The following is a 20,459-nucleotide window of genomic DNA, read 5'->3' on the forward strand; positions in this document are numbered from 1 at the left end:
AACCGCCGCCTGGTCAGGCGGCGGTTTTTAATGCTTATTTTTTAGCAGAATCTGCTGCTTTAGCATCTGCTTCTGGCTTCGTATCAGCCTTCGGCGCTGGTTTCACATCCAGCAGCTCTACGTCAAACACCAGGGTAGAATTCGGTGGGATCCCCGGAACACCCGCTTTGCCGTAAGCCAGTTCTGGTGGAATAACCAGCTTAATCTTGCCGCCTTTCTTAATGTTCTTCAGACCTTCAGTCCAGCCCGGGATTACACCATCCAGACGGAAGGAGAGCGGTTCACCACGGGTGTAAGAGTTATCGAACTCTTTACCGTCGATCAGCGTACCTTTGTAGTTCACCACAACAGTGTCGCTGTCTTTCGGTGCTTCACCTTTACCGGCATCCAGGACTTGATACACCAGGCCAGTAGAAGAGGTTTTCACACCTTTCTCTTTGGCAAATTTCTCGCGGTACTCTTTACCTTTCGCTTCGTTATCAGCCGCATCTTTTTCCATCTTCGCCTGAGCGGAGGATTTCACGCGTGCTTCAAACGCTTGCAGAGTCTGTTCGATCTCTTGATCGGAAAGTTTGCTCTTATCAGCAAATGCATCCTGAACGCCAGCGATCAGCTGATCTTTATCCAGTTTAATGCCCAACTTTTCTTGTTCTTTCAGAGAATTTTCCATGTAACGACCCAGCGAAGCGCCCAGTGCGTAAGCTGATTTCTGATCGTCATTTTTGAACGCTGCTTTGCTGTCAGCAGTTGTAGCAGGTTTCGCCGCTTCGGCAGCAAAAGTGATTGGTGTATGCAGGGCAACAGCCATTGTGGTCGCCAGCAGCGTTACTTTAAACAGTGATTTCATCCATATCTCCAGGATCGGGGCATCTCACCCCAGGGTTAACTATTATCAGAAGGGTACTATAAAGCGTTGTCGGATAAATCTACATACAGACACGCCCTATTATCATCTATTTTCAGACTCTTTTTGTTTAAATTAGTTTCGATGCCACAAAATGAGTGCTGTCTCTGGCAACAAAGTTAAGTAGAATCCGCGGCGACCATTCGACAAAAGAGGTGAATCATGCAGGATTTATCAATGGAAGCACGCCTGGCAGAGCTGGAGAGCCGACTGGCTTTTCAGGAAATCACCATTGAAGAACTGAACGTCACGGTGACCGCTCATGAAATGGAGATGGCAAAACTGCGCGATCATCTGCGTCTGCTGACCGAGAAGTTAAAAGCCAGTCAGCCGTCGAACATCGCGTCACAGGCTGAAGAAACGCCACCTCCGCACTATTGAGGCGAAAAAAAGCGGGGAATTCCCCGCTTTTTTGTCACCTGTTCAGCCTTAGTGGCAACCGCAACCGCCGTTACCTTTACCGCCACAGCAACCTTCGCCACCGTGTTCATGACCGTGATCGTGGCCATGACCGCCGCAGCAACCGTCGTGGTCGTGATCGTGGTGATGATCGTGCGCACCATGAACGTGACCGTGAGCCAGTTCCTCTTCGGTCGCTTCACGAATCGCCACAACTTCAACGTTGAATTTCAGATTCTGACCAGCCAGCATGTGGTTACCGTCAACCACAACGTGATCGTCTTCAACGGCAGTGATTTCAACCGGTACTGGACCCTGGTCGGTTTCAGCCAGGAAGCGCATACCCACCTGCAGTTCGTCAACGCCCATAAATACGTCTTTAGGAACGCGCTGAACCAGGTTTTCGTCGTACTGACCGTAAGCGTCGTTCGCGCCAACAGCGACATCAAATTTGTCGCCAACTTCATGACCTTCCAGCGCCGTTTCCAGGCCAGAGATCAGGGAACCGTGACCATGCAGGTAGTCCAGCGGCGCACTCACCGGAGACTCATCAACCAACACACCGTCTTCTGTACGTACCTGATAGGCCAGGCTGACCACCAGGTCTTTTGCTACTTTCATGATATCTCCTGAGCATGGGAAGAATTGTGGCGCAGATTGTAGCGGAATTCTGCAGCCGTGTACTCACTAGCTTAAAAAAACTCAGCGCATATCGCTAGTCCGGATAAAAAATCCCGATAACTTGCTCATCTTTGCGAACGTGATCGCGGGCTTCTTTATCCGCTTCCCGCATTTGGTGTCCGCACTTAACGCATTCAACAATATCAATATTATTTTCGCGCCACATCGCCATTGAATCCTGCGCCTGACAGGCTGGACATTTTGCACCAGCGATAAAGCGTTTTCGTATTGCCATATTCACCCTCTACTCAAATTCATCCCAGCCGTCGAACTGACGTCGTTCTTGTTGCATCTCACGCTGGAAAATCTCTTCCAGTTCGCGTCGGGCTTCCCTGGCGCGAGAAATTTGTACGGTATCGGCATGCATCGGGATTAACTCCCGCAACATACGCATATCCAGGCGACGAAAATGGAGCTGTGCCCGCTGTGCCTGATGCGGGTGCATCCCAAGCGTAACCAGCGTTTTGCGCCCCAGCTCTAACGCACTGGAGAATGTTTCACGGGAAAACTGCGTCACCCCTGCCTGTAATAACTCATGCGCTTCCACACGTCCGCGCGCTCGCGCAAGAATATGCAAATGCGGGAAGTGTTGCTGGCATATTTCCACCAGTTTCATGGTGTCTTCCGGTTCATTGCAGGTAATGACGATGGATTCTGCGGCTTCTGCACCCGCAGAGCGCAACAGGTCAACTTGCGTAGCGTCGCCGTAATATACTTTGTAGCCATATTTGCGCATCAGGTTAACCGCGCTGATATCCCGCTCCAGCACGGTAATGCGCATTTTATTCGCCATCAGCAAACGACCAATCACCTGACCAAAACGTCCGAAGCCCACCACAATCACTTGCGGTTTATCATCGTTTACCCACGGTTTTTCATCCTCTTCTTCCGGGGCGTTGAACTGGCGGGATAGCCACTTATCCACAAGCTTCATCAACAGCGGTGTGGTCATCATGGAAAGCGTAACTGTCACCAACAACAGCGCCATCTGATCGCCCTGAAACAATCGTTGTGAAGAGGCTGTAGAAAAGAGCACAAAGGCAAACTCACCGCCCTGACTCAGCACACCAGCAAACTGCATCCGCTCGGAGCTGCGCACGCCATACAGCCTCGCCAGCAGATACAGCACGAGAATTTTCACCGCTACCAGCACAACCACACTTATCACCACCCACAGAAGATGGGTATAAAGCACCCCAAGGTTGAGCGACATCCCGACGGAGATAAAAAACAGTCCAAGCAGCAAGCCTTTAAACGGATCGATAGCCGTTTCCAGTTCATGGCGATATTCGCTCTCCGCCAGCAACACGCCCGCAATAAACGTACCGAGCGCCATCGACAGCCCCAGCGCATCCATAAATAACGCAGACCCCAGCACCAGCAGTAACGTCGCGGCGGTGAATACTTCCCGCACACCTGAAGCCGCAATAAAGCGAAATACCGGGCGCAGCAAATAGCGCCCGCCGATCAACATGCCGACAAACGCCAGCACCTTCATGCCGACCTTCATCCAGTCGAAATGTTCGTCTGCCGATCCCGCCAATAACGGCACTAACGCCAGCGCCGGGATCACCGCCAGATCCTGAAACAGCAACACCGAGAAACCTAACTGACCGGATTCGCTGCGATTCATCCCTTTCTCGCGCATTAGCTGCAACGCCATTGCGGTTGAAGACATCGCCAGACCAATTCCCCCCACAACTGCCGCCTGCCAGGCAAAGTCCGTCAGCATCAATAATCCTGCCAGCAACGCCGCGCTTAACAGCACCTGCGCTGCGCCGACGCCAAAAATGGAGCGCCGCAATTGCCAGAGCTTGGAAGGATTCAACTCGAGCCCGATGATAAACATCAGGAACACCACGCCAAGTTCCGAAAAGTGGAGGATCTCATCGACGTCGCTAATAAACCCCAGTCCCCACGGACCAATCGCAATTCCAGCCAGCAAATATCCCAACACCGCACCAATGCCCAGCCGCGATGCCAGTGGCACCGCAGCCACCGCCGCGAAGAGAAACAGCACTCCTGCAAGTAAAAAATCGGAACCTTCCATCAGCGACCTCCCACGGGCAGCGGATTTGCCAGCCAGTCGCTGTAGGCTCTGGCGTGACTCGCCAGCTCCTGTGCGCTTTGCCGTCTCGCCCAGTAAATAATGATGGGGCTTAACCAATGCATCCGGCACATGCCCGCTGCCAGTTCAAAGGGGCGCAGAACATCGCTCATCGGATAACGATTCAGCGCGTCATAACGGTAGGCACTTTCTGGTTCGCCGGTGGTGATCACGCTACGCCAGTACTTTCCCGCCAGTTGGTTTCCTCCCGGCCCGCTGGCAAACCCACGGCTTAACACCCGGTCAAGCCACTCTTTCAGTAACGCCGGGCAACTGTAGGTATAAAGCGGATGCTGAAAAACAATCACCTCGTGCTCACGCAGTAATGCCTGCTCACGGGGAATATCAATAAAAAAATCGGGATAGTGCGCGTAAAGGTCGTGCACGGTAACATTGCTGAGCTGCGTGGCCGGTTTAAGCAGTACCCGGTTTGCCACCGAGTCCTGAGATTCCGGATGGGCATACAGCAGCAAAACTTTCGCTGGCTGAGACATCATCCCCCTCCCGGTATGGTTTTGTGTATAGTCGCTGTTTTGGGCTACCATTGCGCCCGGAGCGGCAGCTCGCCCATACACTACATTATCATAATGATAATTTAACATAGTCTGAACATACGGCGCCTTATGATTGTTTTCTCCTCGTTACAAATTCGTCGCGGCGTGCGCGTCCTGCTGGATAATGCCACCGCCACTATTAACCCTGGCCAGAAAGTCGGCCTGGTGGGTAAAAACGGCTGCGGTAAATCTACCCTACTGGCATTGCTGAAAAATGAAATCAGCGCCGACGGCGGCAGCTACACCTTTCCTGGTAGCTGGCAACTGGCGTGGGTGAATCAGGAAACGCCGGCGCTACCGCAAGCGGCACTGGAATATGTCATTGATGGCGACCGCGAATATCGCCAACTGGAAGCGCAACTTCAGGATGCTAACGAACGTAACGACGGACATGCCATTGCGACCATTCACGGCAAGCTGGATGCTATCGACGCGTGGAGTATTCGCTCCCGCGCCGCCAGCCTGCTGCATGGCCTCGGTTTCAGCAATGAGCAACTGGAGTATCCGGTGAGCGATTTCTCTGGTGGCTGGCGAATGCGCCTTAACCTCGCCCAGGCACTGATTTGCCGTTCAGACTTGCTGCTGCTCGACGAACCGACTAACCACCTCGATCTCGATGCAGTTATCTGGCTGGAAAAATGGCTGAAGAGCTATCAGGGCACGCTGATCCTTATCTCTCACGACCGCGACTTCCTCGATCCGATCGTCGATAAAATCATTCATATCGAACAACAAAGCATGTTCGAGTACACCGGCAACTACAGTTCGTTTGAAGTGCAGCGCGCCACCCGTCTGGCGCAGCAACAGGCGATGTACGAAAGCCAGCAGGAGCGCGTGGCGCATCTGCAAAGTTATATCGACCGTTTCCGCGCCAAAGCCACCAAAGCGAAGCAAGCCCAGAGCCGCATTAAGATGCTCGAGCGCATGGAGCTGATTGCCCCCGCGCACGTCGATAACCCTTTCCGTTTTAGCTTCCGCGCGCCGGAAAGCCTGCCTAATCCATTGCTGAAGATGGAAAAGGTCAGCGCGGGTTATGGCGATCGCATTATTCTCGACTCGATCAAACTGAATCTGGTCCCCGGTTCGCGCATTGGTCTGTTAGGCCGCAACGGCGCAGGTAAATCAACATTAATCAAATTGTTAGCCGGTGAACTTGCGCCGATTAGCGGTGAAATTGGCCTGGCGAAAGGGATTAAACTCGGTTACTTCGCCCAGCATCAACTGGAATACCTGCGCGCAGATGAATCGCCCATTCAACATCTGGCGCGTTTAGCACCGCAAGAGCTGGAACAAAAACTGCGAGACTACCTCGGCGGCTTTGGTTTCCAGGGCGATAAAGTAACGGAAGAAACCCGCCGTTTCTCCGGTGGGGAAAAAGCACGGCTGGTGCTGGCGCTGATCGTCTGGCAGCGTCCGAATCTGCTGCTGCTCGACGAACCGACCAACCACCTTGACCTCGACATGCGCCAGGCACTAACCGAAGCGTTGATCGAGTTTGAAGGCGCGCTGGTTGTCGTTTCGCACGACCGTCACTTACTGCGTTCCACCACTGACGATCTCTATCTGGTTCACGATCGTAAAGTCGAACCGTTCGATGGCGATCTGGAGGATTATCAACAGTGGTTGAGCGACGTTCAGAAGCAGGAAAACCAATCTGACGAAGCGCCGAAAGAAAACGCTAACAGCGCCCAGGCACGTAAAGATCAGAAGCGTCGGGAAGCAGAGCTGCGTGCGCAAACCCAGCCGCTACGTAAAGAAATCGCCCGTCTGGAAAAAGAGATGGAAAAGCTGAATGCACAACTGGCACAGGCAGAAGAAAAATTGGGCGACAGCGAGCTATACGACCAGAGCCGTAAAGCAGAACTGACCGCTTGTCTGCAACAGCAAGCCAGCGCCAAATCCGGGCTGGAAGAGTGCGAAATGGCATGGCTGGAAGCCCAGGAGCAACTGGAACAAATGCTGCTGGAAGGCCAAAGCAACTAATGGCGCAAGTAACGACGACCGATCTTAACGACGCCAGCAGTAGTGCTGAATTCACCCCCATGCGCGGCTTCAGTAATTGCCATTTGCAAACCATGCTACCGCGTCTGTTTCGTCGTCAGGTGAAATTCACCCCACACTGGCAGCGGCTGGAATTGCCTGACGGTGATTTTGTCGATCTCGCGTGGAGTGAAGATCCCACACAAGCGCAACATAAACCGCGTCTGGTGGTTTTTCATGGTCTCGAAGGCAGTCTGAATAGCCCTTACGCACATGGTCTGGTCGAGGCAGCGCAAAAGCGTGGTTGGCTTGGCGTAGTGATGCATTTTCGCGGTTGTAGCGGTGAACCAAACCGGATGCACCGCATTTATCACTCTGGTGAGACGGAAGATGCCAGTTGGTTTTTACGCTGGCTACAACGCGAATTTGGTCATGCGCCAACGGCTGCCGTGGGCTATTCGCTTGGCGGTAATATGCTGGCTTGTCTGCTGGCTAAAGAAGGCAATGACGTCCCGATTGAGGCGGCGGTAATTGTCTCCGCGCCGTTTATGCTGGAAGCCTGTAGCTATCACATGGATAAAGGCTTCTCCCGCGTTTATCAGCGTTACCTGGTGAATCTGTTAAAAGCCAATGCAGCGCGTAAACTGAAGGCGTACCCCGGAACACTGCCGATAGATCTCTCGCAGTTGAAATCGGTGCGCCGCATCCGCGAATTTGACGATCTGATCACCGCCAAAATTCACGGCTATGCCGACGCCATCGACTATTATCGTCAGTGTAGCGCCATGCCGCTGCTCAATCGGATCGCCAAACCGACGCTAATTATTCATGCCAAAGACGATCCGTTTATGGATCATCAGGTGATCCCTAAACCGGAAAATTTACCCACGCAGGTGGAGTATCAACTGACCGAACATGGCGGTCACGTTGGCTTCATTAGCGGTACGTTACTCCACCCGCAAATGTGGCTTGAGTCACGCATTCCTGACTGGTTATCAATGTATCTGGAGGCGAAATCATGTTGATTCCCTGGCAAGACCTCTCCCCCGAAACGCTGGAAAATTTAATTGAAAGTTTTGTGTTACGCGAAGGCACAGATTATGGTGAACATGAGCGTACACTTGAACAGAAAACCGCCGACGTCAAACGCCAGCTACAATGCGGAGAAGCGGTGCTGGTATGGTCGGAGCTGCACGAAACGGTCAATATCATGCCGCGTAGTCAGTTTCGCGAATAACCTGCAACCGTCGGCGGACAAGATAATAATGATAGCCAGGTCATGGAGTTACTATGTCTGCCAAACATCCGGTCATTGCAGTAACAGGATCCAGCGGCGCGGGGACCACCACCACCAGCCTCGCGTTTCGTAAAATATTCGCGCAGTTAAATCTGCATGCAGCCGAGGTGGAAGGCGACAGTTTTCACCGTTACACCCGCCCGGAAATGGACATGGCGATCCGCAAAGCGCGCGATGCCGGGCGGCATATCAGCTACTTCGGTCCCGAGGCCAACGACTTCGGCCTGCTGGAACAAACCTTCACTGAATACGGGCTGAGCGGCAAAGGCCAGTCGCGCAAATATCTGCACACCTACGATGAAGCCGTGCCGTGGAACCAGGTGCCCGGTACGTTTACCCCGTGGCAGGCGCTGCCAGAACCGACCGATGTGCTGTTTTATGAAGGATTGCACGGCGGCGTGGTTACGCCACAACATAACGTCGCGCAGCATGTAGATTTATTGGTTGGGGTCGTGCCTATCGTTAACCTGGAGTGGATTCAAAAACTCATCCGCGATACTGGCGAGCGCGGACACTCACGAGAAGCAGTGATGGACTCGGTAGTGCGCTCAATGGAAGACTATATCAACTACATCACGCCGCAGTTTTCCCGCACTCATATCAACTTCCAGCGCGTCCCCACTGTTGACACGTCTAACCCTTTCGCTGCAAAAGGCATCCCGTCGTTGGATGAAAGTTTTGTGGTGATTCATTTTCGTAATCTGGAAGGGATCGATTTCCCCTGGCTGCTGGCGATGTTACAAGGCTCATTCATTTCCCACATCAATACGTTAGTGGTGCCGGGAGGTAAAATGGGTCTGGCAATGGAGTTAATTATGCTGCCGCTGGTACAACGACTGATGGAAGGGAAGAAAATCGAGTAAATGTTCTTATATGCCGGATAAAATAATATCCGGCATCATATTTTAATCATTAAATCACGCGGCTATCACTTCATAGGAGTGGGTAATATTCACGGCTTTCTCTAGCATCAGCGCTACCGAACAATACTTCTCGGCAGAGAGATCCACCGCTCGCGAAACCGCCGCGTCCTTCAGGTCGTGACCTGTGACGATAAAATGCAAATTGATGTGCGTAAACAGGCGCGGTGCCTCTTCGCGGCGTTCAGAGGTTAATTTTACTTCACAATCGACCACATCCTGACGCCCTTTTTGCAGGATAGAAACCACATCAATGGCGCTGCAACCGCCTGCCGCCATCAACACCATTTCCATCGGACTTGGCGCTTTATCGCCAGAGTTACCGTCCATTAAAATCTGGTGACCCGAGGCGGACTCGCCCAAAAAAGTTAACCCTTCGACCCACTTCACACGCGCTTGCATAATCGGAACTCCATTGCGTCAATTTTCCTGACAGAGTACGCGTACTGACCAAATCGCGCAACGGAAGGCGACCTGGGTCATGCTGAAGCGAGACACCAGGAGACACAACGCGAAAGCTATGCTAAAACAGTCAGGATGCTACAGTAATACATTGATGTACTGCATGTATGTAAAGGACGTCACATTACCGTGCAGTTCAGTTGATAGCCCCTTCCCAGGTAGCGGGAAGCACATTTCGGCAATCCAGAGACAGCGGCGTTTTCTGGCTCTGGAGAAAGCTTATAACAGAGGATAACCGCGCATGGTGCTTGGCAAACCGCAAACAGACCCGACTCTCGAATGGTTCTTGTCTCATTGCCACATTCATAAGTACCCATCCAAGAGCACGCTTATTCACCAGGGTGAAAAAGCGGAAACGCTGTATTACATCGTTAAAGGCTCTGTGGCAGTGCTGATTAAAGACGAGGAGGGTAAAGAAATGATCCTCTCCTATCTGAATCAGGGTGATTTTATTGGCGAATTGGGCCTGTTTGAAGAAGGCCAGGAACGTAGCGCATGGGTACGTGCGAAAACCGCCTGTGAAGTAGCTGAGATTTCCTACAAAAAATTCCGTCAATTAATTCAGGTGAACCCGGATATTCTGATGCGTCTCTCCGCACAGATGGCGCGTCGTCTGCAAGTCACTTCAGAGAAAGTGGGCAACCTGGCATTCCTCGACGTTACAGGTCGTATTGCACAGACACTGCTGAATCTGGCGAAACAACCCGATGCCATGACTCACCCGGACGGTATGCAAATCAAAATTACCCGTCAGGAAATCGGTCAGATTGTTGGCTGTTCTCGTGAAACCGTGGGACGTATTCTGAAAATGCTGGAAGATCAGAACCTGATCTCTGCACACGGAAAAACCATCGTCGTTTACGGCACCCGTTGATCCCATCGGAGTGGCGCGTTACCTGGTAGCGCGCCGTTTTGTTTAAGCCGATGTGGCGCAGACTGATTTATCATCCCGACATCAACTACGCACTACGACAAACACTGGTGCTATGTTTGCCCGTGGCCGTTGGTCTATTGCTTGGCGAATTAAGACTCGGGCTGCTCTTTTCTCTCGTCCCCGCCTGTTGCAATATTGCGGGGCTTGATACTCCTCATAAGCGTTTTTTCAAACGCTTAATCATTGGTGCGTCGCTGTTTGCCACTTGTAGCTTGCTAACGCAACTGCTGCTGGAAAAAGATATCCCCCTACCCTTTCTGCTGACGGGGTTAACGTTGATACTTGGCGTCACTGCTGAGTTAGGGCCATTGCATGCAAAATTACTTCCCGCATCGCTACTCGCCGCCATTTTTACCCTCAGTCTGGCGGGATATATGCCGGTCTGGGAACCGTTGCTTATCTACGCGTTAGGCACGCTCTGGTATGGACTGTTTAACTGGTTCTGGTTCTGGCTCTGGCGTGAGCAACCGTTACGCGAGTCGCTTAGCCTGCTGTACCGTGAACTGGCGGATTACTGTGAAGCCAAATACAGCCTGCTTACTCAGCACACCGATCCCGAAAATGCTCTGCCACCATTGTTGGTGCGTCAGCAAAAAGCGGTCGATTTAATTACCCAGTGCTATCAGCAAATGCATATGCTTTCCGCGCAAAATAATACGGACTACAAGCGGATGCTGCGTATTTTCCAGGAGGCGCTGGACTTACAGGAACATATCTCGGTCAGTTTGCATCAGCCGGAAGAGGTGCAAAAGCTGGTCGAGCGGAGCCATGCGGAGGAGGTTATCCGCTGGAATGCACAAACTGTCGCCGCCCGCCTGCGCGTGCTGGCTGATGACATTCTTTATCATCGCCTGCCGACACGTTTTACGATGGATAAGCAAATTGGCGCGCTGGAAAAAATCGCCCGCCAGCATCCGGATAACCCCGTGGGACAATTTTGCTACTGGCACTTTAGTCGCATCGCCCGCGTGCTACGAACGCAAAAACCACTTTATTCCCGCGATCTGCTGGCAGATAAACAGCGGCGAATGCCGTTACTCCCGGCGCTGAAAAGCTATCTTTCCCTGAAATCGCCAGCGCTGCGTAATGCCGGACGATTGAGTGTGATGCTGAGTGTTGCCAGCCTGATGGGCACCGCGCTGCATTTGCCGAAATCCTATTGGATATTAATGACGGTATTATTGGTGACGCAAAATGGTTATGGCGCTACTCGCCTGCGGATTGTGAATCGTTCTGTGGGAACCGTGGTCGGGTTAATCATTGCGGGTGTTGCGCTGCACTTTAAAATTCCCGAAGGTTACACCCTGACATTGATGCTGATTACCACGCTCGCCAGCTATCTGATATTGCGTAAGAACTACGGCTGGGCGACGGTCGGTTTTACCATTACCGCTGTGTATACCCTGCAACTGCTGTGGCTGAATGGTGAGCAATACATCATCCCACGCCTCATTGATACCATCATCGGCTGTCTGATTGCCTTCGGTGGCACGGTATGGCTGTGGCCGCAGTGGCAGAGTGGTTTACTGCGCAAGAACGCCCATGACGCCTTAGAAACTTACCAGGAGGCTATTCGTCTGATCCTCAGTAAAGATCCGCAACCCACGCCACTTGCCTGGCAGCGAATGCGGGTGAATCAGGCGCATAACACCCTGTATAACTCGCTGAATCAGGCGATGCAGGAACCGGCGTTTAACAGCCATTATCTGGCAGACATGAAACTGTGGGTAACACATAGTCAGTTTATTGTTGAACATATCAATGCCATGACCACACTGGCGCGGGAACACCGGTCATTGCCGCCGGAACTGGCGCAGGAGTACTTGCAGTCTTGTGAAATCGCCATTCAGCGTTGTCAGCAACGACTGGAATATGATGAACCGGGTAGTTCTGGTGACGCCAATATCATCGACTCGCCAGAGATGCTGCCACACGAAGGTGCGTCCGGCACGCTGGAGCAGCATTTACAACGCGTTATTGGCCATCTGAATACGATGCACACCATTTCAGCAATGGCCTGGCGGCAGCGACCACACCACGGGATTTGGTTGAGTCGCAAGTTGCGGGATTCGAAGGCGTAATTTATTCATCGCCAGAACAAAATCGAGGGTCAGATAAGGCACATACGCCGTATCCGACGCCCTTTGCCTGGTGCGACGCTTACCGCGTCTTATCAGGCTTACTCCCGTTTTACGCCGCAATCACCTTCGCCACTGCGCGGGCAAAACGCTGCATCCCTTCGTCGATATCCGCATCTTCCACCACCAGCGACGGCGCAAAACGCACCACATCTGGTCCGGCGTTCAGCACCATTACACCTGCATCCGCACCCGCATAAAGGAAATCACGCGCCTTACCTTTGTATTGTGGTTTCAACTCCGCACCAATCAACAGCCCCATGCCGCGAATATCGCTAAACACATCGTACTGCTGATCAATCTTCTGCAAATGCTCAACAAAACGCTGACGTTTCGCCTGAATGCCTTCCAGCACGACCGGCGTATTGATGATATCAAACGCCGCCCCAGCGACCGCACAGGCTAGTGGATTACCACCGTAGGTGGAACCGTGCGAGCCAGGATGAAACGCAGACGCAATCTCCGCCGTGGTCAGCATGGTGCTAATCGGGAAACCACCGCCTAACGCTTTGGCGGAGGTCAGAATATCCGGCGTCACGCCGTAGTGCATATAGGCAAATAAATCGCCTGTCCGCCCCATCCCGCACTGCACTTCATCAAATACCAGCAATGCCTGATGTTGATCGCACAGTTCACGCAAGCCCTGCAGAAACTCCGGCGTCGCAGCCGTCACGCCGCCCTCGCCCTGAATCGGCTCAACAACCACTGCGCAGGTATGATCATCCATCACTGCTTTCACCGCGTGGAGATCGTTAAAGGGAACATGAATAATGTCTGCCGGTTTTGGCCCAAAGCCGTCAGAATATTTCGGCTGGCCGCCCACCGAGACGGTAAACAATGATCGGCCATGAAAGGCGTTATGGAAGGCAATAATTTTGGTTTTGAACGGGCTATGGCGCACACAAGCGTAATGACGTGCCAGTTTAAAGGCAGTTTCGTTGGCTTCCGTCCCGGAGTTCATAAACACCACTCGTTCGGCAAAGGTCGCCTCAATCAGTTTACGCCCAAGACGTAATGCTGGTTCATTGGTGAAAACGTTGCTGATATGCCACAAGGTTTCGCCCTGGGTTTTTAACGCTTCCACCAGCGCCGGATGGCAATGACCTAACGCCGTAACCGCAATCCCCCCCGCGAAATCGACATACTCCTTACCCTGTTGATCCCAGATTCGGCTACCCTGGCCTTTTACCGGAATAAACTCTGCCGGTGCATAAATCGGCAGAATCACTTCATCGAAAGTCGCGCGTGTAATTGCTGTTTGTTCAGTTGCCATCTCATGATCACCCTGTTACGCATAAATCATTATGAAATTATAATCACAAAATATGCATAAAAAATCATTAAATGGCAACCAGAAATCAGCGATGCAGGAAATTAGCCAGCAACTGATGCCCCTGTTCGCTAAGAATACTTTCCGGATGAAATTGCACCCCTTCGAGATCCCACTGGCGATGGCGAATCCCCATAATCTCGTGGGTCTCGCTCCAGGCGGTCACTTCAAAACACTCCGGCAGCGAGTCGGGGTCCACCACCAGTGAATGGTAGCGCGTCACGGTTAATGGATTTGCCAGCCCCTGAAATACGCCTTCGCCGTTATGCGTAATGGGTGAGGTTTTGCCGTGCATTACCTTTGCGGCGCGTACCACTTTAGCGCCGAAAACCTGCGCCATCGCCTGATGCCCCAGGCAAACGCCAAGAATCGGCAACCGTCCGGCATAGTGACGAATAACCTCAAGGGAAATCCCGGCTTCATCTGGCGTACAGGGTCCAGGCGATATGACAATTTTCTGCGGTTTAAGGGCGTCAATATCCGTCAGCGTCAACGCATCGTTGCGCTTAACCAGCACATCCGTCCCCAGTTCACAAAAATACTGGTAGAGGTTCCAGGTGAAAGAATCGTAGTTATCAATAAGCAGGATCATGGCGGCTCCGGTACGAAAGAACCGCGCTATTTTACTCAGATTCCCCGGCTTCGCTTACCACTTTGCTAAATATCGTCTTCAGCGCAGAGAGATCGCCCATTGCCCCGCTCTGATTAGCCTGATTCCACACCTCTTTTTCGATGCCCTGCCAGCTCAATTGATAGCCAGCATGAATCGCCAGTTGTTCGAAGAAGATACGCTGCGCAAGGCCACTTCCCGCGCGGAATGGGTGCAGGACGTTGATTTCACAATAGTAGTGTGCCAGCCGCTCAACGAACTTCTCTTTCTCAAGGCCGACCAGATAACCTTCTTCCTCCAGATCCTGCATCAGGGCATTGCCCTCTTTTTCGATATAGGCAAAGTGGCAGAATGGTGTATCTCCTTGATAAATGTCAACTTCGCGTAATTGGCCCGCCCAGTCGAAAATATCCTGATAAAGCTGGCGATGAATAGCACGCAAATGGGGTAAACCGCGCATCAGCGGACCAAGCTCAATGGTCGCGGCGCGCAGCGCCGTCATTTCGTAAGCGGCCTGCTCCAGTCGCTGCTGTTGGCGGATATCCAGTCGGTTACGCATGATGTCGAGGCCAGGATAAAGATACGGGTCGCGCCCTTCTCCGAACTTATCGCTCATAGTGCCTCCTTAGCTCTTCAAGGCGCACCAAAGCCTCAGCGGCAGTAAGCGTCACCAAGGGGCTCTCGACACCTTCGAGACGGCGGCTGGCCTGGAAATTACGATTACGCTGAAGTTCCCAAAGACGGGACTTTTGCTTATCGGTGAGTTTCTTCACTTGATGCCTCCCTGAACGTGTCCGTTTGCCACAAGTATAAGCGGCAAATGCAGGTTACGCCGGGAGAGCAGATGCGCGGACAATATTGCCCGCGCGAGAAATCGTTACGGCAGGACTTTAGCGGAAAGGATAACGACCGGCTTTGACGGCACATTCTGGTATGGACCAACATCATGAGTCGGCACCTGGGAAATCTTGTCTGCGACATCCATCCCTTTTACCACTTTACCAAAGACGGCGTAGCCGAAATCACGCTGGCCGTGGTCGAGGAAGGCGTTATCGGCAACGTTAATAAAAAACTGGCTGGTTGCGCTGTCTTTATCAGCAGTACGCGCCATAGCAATCGTGCCGCGCGTGTTGCGCAGACCGTTATCAGCTTCATTTTTGATCGGCGGATTCGGTTTTTTCTGCTGCATCTGCTCGGTGAAACCGCCGCCCTGAATCATAAAGCCCGGGATCACCCGGTGAAAAGTGGTGTTGTTATAAAAACCGCTGTTCACATAATCGACAAAGTTTTGCACTGATACCGGTGCTTTCTGGCTATCCAGCTCCAGTTCGATATTACCAGCAGAGGTTGTTAACAATACGTGCGGGTCCCCTTTCGCTGCCATTGCTACAGGTGAGAGAGCAGAAAGAGCGAAAACAGCTACAAAAGCTGCCAGGGTCGATTTGAACATGAGATTTCCTTAACAGAGCAGAAAAAAAGCAAGTGAAGAGATTCTAAATAGCCTTCAATGACAAGGCCATTCCTTTACCTAATTTTACGTACTTGAAATATATGTAACCTGATGATCACTTATATTTCGTGATCAGAATCACTTTAAATATTGCAAATTAGCAACCGTTTGCAATTAGATATTTAATCAGATCACAAAATCACCTAAAATCGCCCGCTCGCGGCATACCCACTATGCCATTTTCTCTTTCAACGCAGGCCAATCATGACTAACAGCAATCGCATTAAGCTCACATGGATTAGCTTTCTTTCCTACGCACTCACCGGTGCGTTGGTTATTGTCACCGGGATGGTGATGGGGAATATTGCAGATTATTTCCATCTGCCCGTTTCCAGTATGAGTAACACCTTCACCTTCCTCAATGCCGGAATTTTAATCTCTATCTTCCTCAACGCCTGGCTGATGGAAATCGTCCCGCTGAAAACGCAGTTACGTTTTGGCTTTCTCCTGATGGTGCTGGCGGTTGCTGGTTTGATGTTCAGCCACAGTCTGGCGTTGTTCTCGGCGGCGATGTTCATCCTCGGGGTGGTCAGTGGTATCACCATGTCGATTGGTACGTTCCTGGTTACACAAATGTATGAAGGGCGTCAGCGCGGTTCTCGCTTGCTGTTTACCGACTCCTTCTTCAGTATGGCCGGGATGATTTTCCCGATGATCGCGGCATTTTTGCTGGCACGTAGCATTGAGTGGTACTGGGTTTATGCCTGCATCGGGCTGGTGTACGTCGCTATTTTTATTCTGACCTTCGGCTGTGAGTTCCCGGCACTGGGCAAACATGCGCCAAAAAATGACGTTCCGGTAGTGAAAGAAAAATGGGGAATTGGCGTGCTGTTTCTCTCCATTGCGGCGCTGTGCTACATCCTCGGTCAGTTAGGTTTTATCTCCTGGGTGCCGGAGTACGCCAAAGGTCTGGGCATGAGCCTGAACGACGCAGGAACGCTGGTAAGCAACTTCTGGATGTCGTACATGGTCGGCATGTGGGCCTTCAGCTTTATTCTGCGTTTCTTTGACCTGCAACGTATTCTGACCGTGCTGGCAGGACTGGCCGCGATTCTGATGTATGTCTTTAACACTGGAACACCGGCACATATGGCGTGGTCTATTCTCGCTCTGGGCTTCTTCTCCAGCGCGATCTATACCACCATCATCACCCTGGGTTCACAGCAAACCAAAGTGCCGTCCCCAAAACTGGTTAACTTCGTCCTCACCTGCGGAACCATCGGCACCATGCTGACCTTTGTGGTTACTGGCCCGATTGTAGAGCATAGCGGTCCACAGGCGGCGCTGCTCACTGCAAATGGTCTGTACGCTGTGGTATTCGTGATGTGCTTCCTGCTGGGTTTTGTCAGCCGTCACCGTCAGCATAACACCCTGACCTCTCATTAATTGCCAATATCGGGCGGCGCTTTCGTCGTCCGTTTTTTTCCTCTCTTCCCCTCAACCTATCCTCATATCTTTAAACTCTCTTATTTTGCCTATTTTTTGCACACACACGAAATATCAGACAATTCCGTAACTTAAGAATATTTATACAAATCAGTAATATACTCCTTAAGAGGTATATAAAGGTGAATTTGATTTGCATCAATAAGTGGGGTTGCTGAATCGTTAAGGTAGGCGGTAATAGAAAAGAAATCGAGGCAAAAATGAGCAAAGTCAGACTCGCAATTATCGGTAACGGTATGGTCGGCCATCGCTTTATCGAAGATCTTCTTGATAAATCTGATGCGGCCAACTTTGATATTACCGTTTTCTGTGAAGAACCGCGCATCGCTTATGACCGCGTACACCTCTCGTCTTACTTCTCTCACCACACTGCCGAAGAGCTGTCGCTGGTGCGCGAAGGCTTTTATGAGAAACACGGCATTAAAGTTCTGGTCGGTGAGCGCGCGATTACCATCAACCGTCAGGAGAAGGTGATCCACTCCAGTGCCGGACGTACCGTTTATTATGACAAGCTGATCATGGCGACCGGTTCCTACCCGTGGATCCCGCCGATCAAAGGTTCTGATACCCAGGACTGTTTTGTCTATCGCACCATTGAAGACCTCAACGCCATTGAATCCTGCGCCCGTCGCAGCAAGCGCGGTGCCGTTGTTGGTGGCGGCCTGTTAGGTCTGGAAGCCGCTGGCGCGCTGAAAAACTTAGGCATTGAAACCCACGTTATCGAATTTGCCCCTATGCTGATGGCGGAACAGCTTGATCAGATGGGCGGCGAACAGCTTCGTCGCAAAATCGAAAGCATGGGCGTGCGCGTTCACACCAGCAAAAACACCCTCGAAATTGTGCAGGAAGGTGTCGAAGCACGTAAAACCATGCGTTTTGCCGACGGTAGCGAGCTGGAAGTTGACTTTATTGTCTTCTCTACCGGTATCCGTCCGCGCGATAAGCTGGCGACTCAGTGTGGCCTGGACGTGGCTCCGCGTGGGGGTATCGTTATTAACGATTCCTGCCAGACTTCCGATCCGGATATCTACGCCATCGGTGAATGCGCAAGCTGGAACAACCGTGTGTTTGGTCTGGTAGCACCGGGCTACAAAATGGCTCAGGTGGCTGTTGACCACATTCTTGGTAGCGAAAACGCATTTGAAGGTGCAGATCTTAGCGCCAAGCTGAAACTGCTGGGCGTAGACGTGGGCGGTATTGGCGATGCGCATGGTCGTACACCAGGCGCGCGTAGCTATGTTTACCTCGACGAAAGCAAAGAGATTTACAAACGTCTGGTTGTCAGCGAAGACAACAAAACGTTGCTCGGTGCGGTACTGGTGGGCGATACCAGCGACTATGGCAACCTGCTGCAACTGGTACTGAACGCCATTGAACTGCCGGAAAACCCGGACTCGCTGATCCTGCCTGCCCACTCTGGCAGCGGTAAACCGTCTATCGGTGTTGATAAACTGCCGGACAGCGCGCAAATCTGCTCCTGCTTCGACGTCACCAAAGGCGATCTGATTGCTGCCATCAACAAAGGCTGCCACACCGTTGCAGCGCTGAAAGCCGAAACCAAAGCGGGTACAGGCTGCGGTGGTTGCATTCCGTTGGTTACTCAGGTGCTGAACGCCGAACTGGCGAAACAGGGCATCGAAGTCAACAACAACCTGTGCGAACACTTCCCATATTCGCGCCAGGAACTGTTCCATTTGATTCGCGTTGAAGGCATTAAAACCTTCGAAGAACTGCTGGCAAAACACGGCAAAGGCTACGGTTGTGAAGTGTGTAAACCCACCATCGGTTCGCTGCTGGCGTCCTGCTGGAACGAATACATTCTGAAACCGCAGCATACTCCGTTGCAGGATTCTAACGATAACTTCCTCGCTAATATCCAGAAAGACGGCACCTATTCGGTGATCCCGCGTTCTCCGGGCGGTGAAATTACCCCGGAAGGTTTGATGGCTGTAGGTCGTATCGCACGTGAATTTAATCTCTACACCAAAATCACCGGCTCCCAACGTATTGCGATGTTTGGTGCACAGAAAGACGATCTGCCGGAGATCTGGCGTCAACTGATTGAAGCGGGATTCGAAACCGGTCATGCCTATGCGAAAGCGCTGCGTATGGCGAAAACCTGCGTGGGTAGCACCTGGTGCCGCTACGGTGTTGGCGACAGCGTCGGCCTCGGCGTAGAACTGGAAAACCGCTACAAAGGCATCCGCGCACCGCACAAAATCAAGTTCGGTGTCTCTGGTTGTACCCGTGAATGTTCAGAAGCGCAGGGCAAAGACGTAGGTATCATCGCCACTGAAAAAGGCTGGAACCTGTACGTTTGCGGTAACGGCGGCATGAAACCGCGTCATGCGGATCTGCTGGCAGCGGATATCGATCGCGAAACGCTGCTCAAATATCTCGACCGCTTCATGATGTTCTACATCCGTACTGCCGACAAACTGACCCGTACCGCACCGTGGTTAGAAAACCTCGAAGGCGGCATCGATTACCTGAAAGCGGTGATCATTGATGACAAACTGGGTCTGAACGCACATCTGGAAGAAGAGATGGCGCGCCTGCGTGAAGCTGTAGTGTGTGAGTGGACTGAAACGGTCAATACGCCGTCTGCACAGACTCGCTTCAAGCACTTCATCAACAGCGACAAGCGTGACCCGAATGTGCAGATGGTGCCTGAGCGCGAACAGCACCGTCCGGCAACGCCGTATGAACGTATTCCGGTAACTCTGGTGGAGGACAACGCATGAGCCAGTGGAAAGACATCTGCAAAATCGATGACATCCTGCCTGAAACCGGCGTCTGCGCGCTGTTAGGTGACGAGCAGGTGGCAATTTTCCGTCCGTATCACAGCGACCAGGTGTTTGCTATCAGCAATATCGATCCGTTCTTCGAATCCAGCGTACTGTCACGCGGGCTGATTGCGGAACATCAGGGTGAGCTGTGGGTAGCCAGCCCGCTGAAAAAACAGCGTTTTCGCTTAAGCGACGGCTTGTGCATGGAGGACGAACAGTTCTCCGTCAAGCATTACGAAGCACGAGTGAAAGACGGCGTAGTACAACTGCGCGGTTAATGTTTTAACGGGAGGCGCAATGCCTCCCCTTTTTGCATTGTCCTGTAATAACCTTCGGTATATTGCAGGACATTTTTTAAACTCTTTGTTTTATTTTTTGTTTTTATTTTTTAAGGATAA

Annotated in this window: 21 protein-coding genes; 10 read left to right on the forward strand and 11 right to left on the reverse strand. The window is 52.0% G+C overall.

Annotated features, from left to right (window positions below; genetic code table 11):
• Nucleotides 1-34: 34 nt before the first annotated feature.
• Nucleotides 35-847 (reverse strand): FKBP-type peptidyl-prolyl cis-trans isomerase, encoded by an 813-nt coding sequence (fkpA, locus tag A31E_RS06475; RefSeq protein ID WP_000838277.1) that lies wholly within the window; start codon nt 845-847, stop codon nt 35-37.
• Between the two features lie 219 nt (nt 848-1,066).
• Here fkpA and A31E_RS06470 point away from each other — a divergent pair, with 219 nt between their 5' ends.
• Entirely contained in the window at nt 1,067-1,285 is a 219-nt protein-coding gene (locus tag A31E_RS06470) for a protein SlyX (protein ID WP_001153620.1), read from the forward strand.
• Nucleotides 1,286-1,333: 48 nt separating this feature from the next.
• On the opposite strand, the gene slyD is transcribed toward A31E_RS06470, so the two are convergent.
• The 4 genes from slyD to kefG form a co-directional block, all read right to left on the reverse strand.
• Complete coding sequence (gene slyD, locus A31E_RS06465; RefSeq protein ID WP_000861334.1) at nt 1,334-1,924, reverse strand: peptidylprolyl isomerase; 591 nt, start codon at nt 1,922-1,924, stop codon at nt 1,334-1,336.
• 94 nt (nt 1,925-2,018) lie between these two features.
• A complete protein-coding gene (locus A31E_RS06460; protein WP_001007731.1) occupies nt 2,019-2,219 on the reverse strand; it encodes a YheV family putative zinc ribbon protein in 201 nt (66 codons plus the stop codon).
• Nucleotides 2,220-2,228: 9 nt separating this feature from the next.
• A complete protein-coding gene (gene kefB, locus A31E_RS06455; protein WP_000399145.1) occupies nt 2,229-4,034 on the reverse strand; it encodes a glutathione-regulated potassium-efflux system protein KefB in 1,806 nt (601 codons plus the stop codon).
• Nucleotides 4,034-4,585 (reverse strand): glutathione-regulated potassium-efflux system ancillary protein KefG, encoded by a 552-nt coding sequence (gene kefG / locus A31E_RS06450; protein ID WP_001517205.1) that lies wholly within the window; start codon nt 4,583-4,585, stop codon nt 4,034-4,036. The genes kefB and kefG overlap by 1 nt, the downstream gene beginning before the upstream one ends.
• A gap of 129 nt (nt 4,586-4,714) precedes the next feature.
• Between kefG and A31E_RS06445 the strand changes: the two genes are divergently transcribed.
• Genes A31E_RS06445 through A31E_RS06430 form a run of 4 tightly spaced genes read left to right on the forward strand, consistent with a single transcriptional unit; the run spans nt 4,715 to nt 8,785 of the window.
• The gene (locus tag A31E_RS06445) at nt 4,715-6,628 is read left to right on the forward strand and encodes an ABC transporter ATP-binding protein (RefSeq protein WP_000634831.1); all 1,914 of its coding nucleotides are present in this window, start codon (nt 4,715-4,717) and stop codon (nt 6,626-6,628) included.
• Entirely contained in the window at nt 6,628-7,650 is a 1,023-nt protein-coding gene (locus A31E_RS06440) for a hydrolase (RefSeq protein ID WP_000079999.1), read from the forward strand. Before A31E_RS06445 ends, A31E_RS06440 begins: the two co-directional genes overlap by 1 nt.
• Nucleotides 7,644-7,862 (forward strand): YheU family protein, encoded by a 219-nt coding sequence (locus tag A31E_RS06435; RefSeq protein ID WP_000907082.1) that lies wholly within the window; start codon nt 7,644-7,646, stop codon nt 7,860-7,862. Before A31E_RS06440 ends, A31E_RS06435 begins: the two co-directional genes overlap by 7 nt.
• 53 nt (nt 7,863-7,915) lie before the next feature.
• On the forward strand, nt 7,916-8,785 hold the full coding sequence (locus tag A31E_RS06430) for a phosphoribulokinase (RefSeq protein WP_001274686.1): 870 nt from the start codon (nt 7,916-7,918) through the stop codon (nt 8,783-8,785).
• 54 nt (nt 8,786-8,839) lie between these two features.
• Here A31E_RS06430 and A31E_RS06425 read toward each other — a convergent pair whose 3' ends face one another.
• Complete coding sequence (locus tag A31E_RS06425; RefSeq protein WP_001148907.1) at nt 8,840-9,244, reverse strand: OsmC family protein; 405 nt, start codon at nt 9,242-9,244, stop codon at nt 8,840-8,842.
• 301 nt (nt 9,245-9,545) lie between these two features.
• Here A31E_RS06425 and crp point away from each other — a divergent pair, with 301 nt between their 5' ends.
• Nucleotides 9,546-10,178 (forward strand): cAMP-activated global transcriptional regulator CRP, encoded by a 633-nt coding sequence (gene crp / locus A31E_RS06420; RefSeq protein ID WP_000242755.1) that lies wholly within the window; start codon nt 9,546-9,548, stop codon nt 10,176-10,178.
• Between the two features lie 50 nt (nt 10,179-10,228).
• A complete protein-coding gene (locus tag A31E_RS06415) occupies nt 10,229-12,319 on the forward strand; it encodes a YccS/YhfK family putative transporter (protein WP_016249273.1) in 2,091 nt (696 codons plus the stop codon).
• A 109-nt stretch (nt 12,320-12,428) separates the two neighbouring features.
• Here the strand turns inward: A31E_RS06415 and argD are convergent, their stop codons facing one another.
• The 5 genes from argD to ppiA form a co-directional block, all read right to left on the reverse strand.
• Nucleotides 12,429-13,649 carry a bifunctional acetylornithine/succinyldiaminopimelate transaminase gene (argD, locus tag A31E_RS06410; protein WP_000190011.1) on the reverse strand — a complete coding sequence of 407 codons (1,221 nt, stop codon included), beginning with the start codon at nt 13,647-13,649 and terminating at the stop codon, nt 12,429-12,431.
• Nucleotides 13,650-13,734: 85 nt separating this feature from the next.
• Nucleotides 13,735-14,298: an aminodeoxychorismate synthase component 2 gene (gene pabA, locus A31E_RS06405; RefSeq protein ID WP_000601889.1), complete on the reverse strand. Its 564-nt coding sequence runs from the start codon at nt 14,296-14,298 to the stop codon at nt 13,735-13,737.
• A 31-nt stretch (nt 14,299-14,329) separates the two neighbouring features.
• Nucleotides 14,330-14,932 (reverse strand): putative adenosine monophosphate-protein transferase Fic, encoded by a 603-nt coding sequence (locus tag A31E_RS06400; protein ID WP_016249274.1) that lies wholly within the window; start codon nt 14,930-14,932, stop codon nt 14,330-14,332.
• Nucleotides 14,922-15,089, reverse strand: coding sequence for a YhfG family protein (locus tag A31E_RS06395; protein ID WP_000736867.1), 168 nt, complete (start codon nt 15,087-15,089; stop codon nt 14,922-14,924). Before A31E_RS06395 ends, A31E_RS06400 begins: the two co-directional genes overlap by 11 nt.
• A 104-nt stretch (nt 15,090-15,193) precedes the next feature.
• Entirely contained in the window at nt 15,194-15,766 is a 573-nt protein-coding gene (gene ppiA / locus A31E_RS06390) for a peptidylprolyl isomerase A (RefSeq protein ID WP_000477213.1), read from the reverse strand.
• Between the two features lie 264 nt (nt 15,767-16,030).
• Between ppiA and tsgA the strand changes: the two genes are divergently transcribed.
• From tsgA to nirD, 3 genes are all read left to right on the forward strand, one after another.
• Nucleotides 16,031-17,212: an MFS transporter TsgA gene (tsgA, locus tag A31E_RS06385; protein ID WP_000185221.1), complete on the forward strand. Its 1,182-nt coding sequence runs from the start codon at nt 16,031-16,033 to the stop codon at nt 17,210-17,212.
• 260 nt (nt 17,213-17,472) lie between these two features.
• A complete protein-coding gene (nirB, locus tag A31E_RS06380) occupies nt 17,473-20,016 on the forward strand; it encodes an NADPH-nitrite reductase large subunit (protein ID WP_000049234.1) in 2,544 nt (847 codons plus the stop codon).
• Complete coding sequence (nirD, locus tag A31E_RS06375) at nt 20,013-20,339, forward strand: nitrite reductase small subunit NirD (protein WP_000084764.1); 327 nt, start codon at nt 20,013-20,015, stop codon at nt 20,337-20,339. Before nirB ends, nirD begins: the two co-directional genes overlap by 4 nt.
• Nucleotides 20,340-20,459: the final 120 nt, after the last annotated feature.

Origin of the sequence: Escherichia sp. KTE159 (assembly GCF_000408805.1) — a bacterium.
Taxonomy (GTDB): Bacteria; Pseudomonadota; Gammaproteobacteria; order Enterobacterales; family Enterobacteriaceae; genus Escherichia; species Escherichia marmotae.

What these genes read in the sequence shown, in the direction of transcription:
- fkpA (WP_000838277.1), bottom strand. Translation starts at nt 847, where the DNA reads ATGAAATCACTGTTTAAAGTAACGCTGCTGGCGACCACAATGGCTGTT.
- nirB (WP_000049234.1), top strand. Translation starts at nt 17,473, where the DNA reads ATGAGCAAAGTCAGACTCGCAATTATCGGTAACGGTATGGTCGGCCAT.
- nirD (WP_000084764.1), top strand. Translation starts at nt 20,013, where the DNA reads ATGAGCCAGTGGAAAGACATCTGCAAAATCGATGACATCCTGCCTGAA.
- kefG (WP_001517205.1), bottom strand. Translation starts at nt 4,585, where the DNA reads ATGTCTCAGCCAGCGAAAGTTTTGCTGCTGTATGCCCATCCGGAATCT.
- pabA (WP_000601889.1), bottom strand. Translation starts at nt 14,298, where the DNA reads ATGATCCTGCTTATTGATAACTACGATTCTTTCACCTGGAACCTCTAC.
- argD (WP_000190011.1), bottom strand. Translation starts at nt 13,649, where the DNA reads ATGGCAACTGAACAAACAGCAATTACACGCGCGACTTTCGATGAAGTG.
- A31E_RS06415 (WP_016249273.1), top strand. Translation starts at nt 10,229, where the DNA reads ATGTGGCGCAGACTGATTTATCATCCCGACATCAACTACGCACTACGA.
- A31E_RS06445 (WP_000634831.1), top strand. Translation starts at nt 4,715, where the DNA reads ATGATTGTTTTCTCCTCGTTACAAATTCGTCGCGGCGTGCGCGTCCTG.
- A31E_RS06400 (WP_016249274.1), bottom strand. Translation starts at nt 14,932, where the DNA reads ATGAGCGATAAGTTCGGAGAAGGGCGCGACCCGTATCTTTATCCTGGC.
- A31E_RS06435 (WP_000907082.1), top strand. Translation starts at nt 7,644, where the DNA reads ATGTTGATTCCCTGGCAAGACCTCTCCCCCGAAACGCTGGAAAATTTA.
- A31E_RS06430 (WP_001274686.1), top strand. Translation starts at nt 7,916, where the DNA reads ATGTCTGCCAAACATCCGGTCATTGCAGTAACAGGATCCAGCGGCGCG.
- kefB (WP_000399145.1), bottom strand. Translation starts at nt 4,034, where the DNA reads ATGGAAGGTTCCGATTTTTTACTTGCAGGAGTGCTGTTTCTCTTCGCG.
- tsgA (WP_000185221.1), top strand. Translation starts at nt 16,031, where the DNA reads ATGACTAACAGCAATCGCATTAAGCTCACATGGATTAGCTTTCTTTCC.
- ppiA (WP_000477213.1), bottom strand. Translation starts at nt 15,766, where the DNA reads ATGTTCAAATCGACCCTGGCAGCTTTTGTAGCTGTTTTCGCTCTTTCT.
- A31E_RS06460 (WP_001007731.1), bottom strand. Translation starts at nt 2,219, where the DNA reads ATGGCAATACGAAAACGCTTTATCGCTGGTGCAAAATGTCCAGCCTGT.
- A31E_RS06440 (WP_000079999.1), top strand. Translation starts at nt 6,628, where the DNA reads ATGGCGCAAGTAACGACGACCGATCTTAACGACGCCAGCAGTAGTGCT.
- A31E_RS06470 (WP_001153620.1), top strand. Translation starts at nt 1,067, where the DNA reads ATGCAGGATTTATCAATGGAAGCACGCCTGGCAGAGCTGGAGAGCCGA.
- slyD (WP_000861334.1), bottom strand. Translation starts at nt 1,924, where the DNA reads ATGAAAGTAGCAAAAGACCTGGTGGTCAGCCTGGCCTATCAGGTACGT.
- crp (WP_000242755.1), top strand. Translation starts at nt 9,546, where the DNA reads ATGGTGCTTGGCAAACCGCAAACAGACCCGACTCTCGAATGGTTCTTG.
- A31E_RS06425 (WP_001148907.1), bottom strand. Translation starts at nt 9,244, where the DNA reads ATGCAAGCGCGTGTGAAGTGGGTCGAAGGGTTAACTTTTTTGGGCGAG.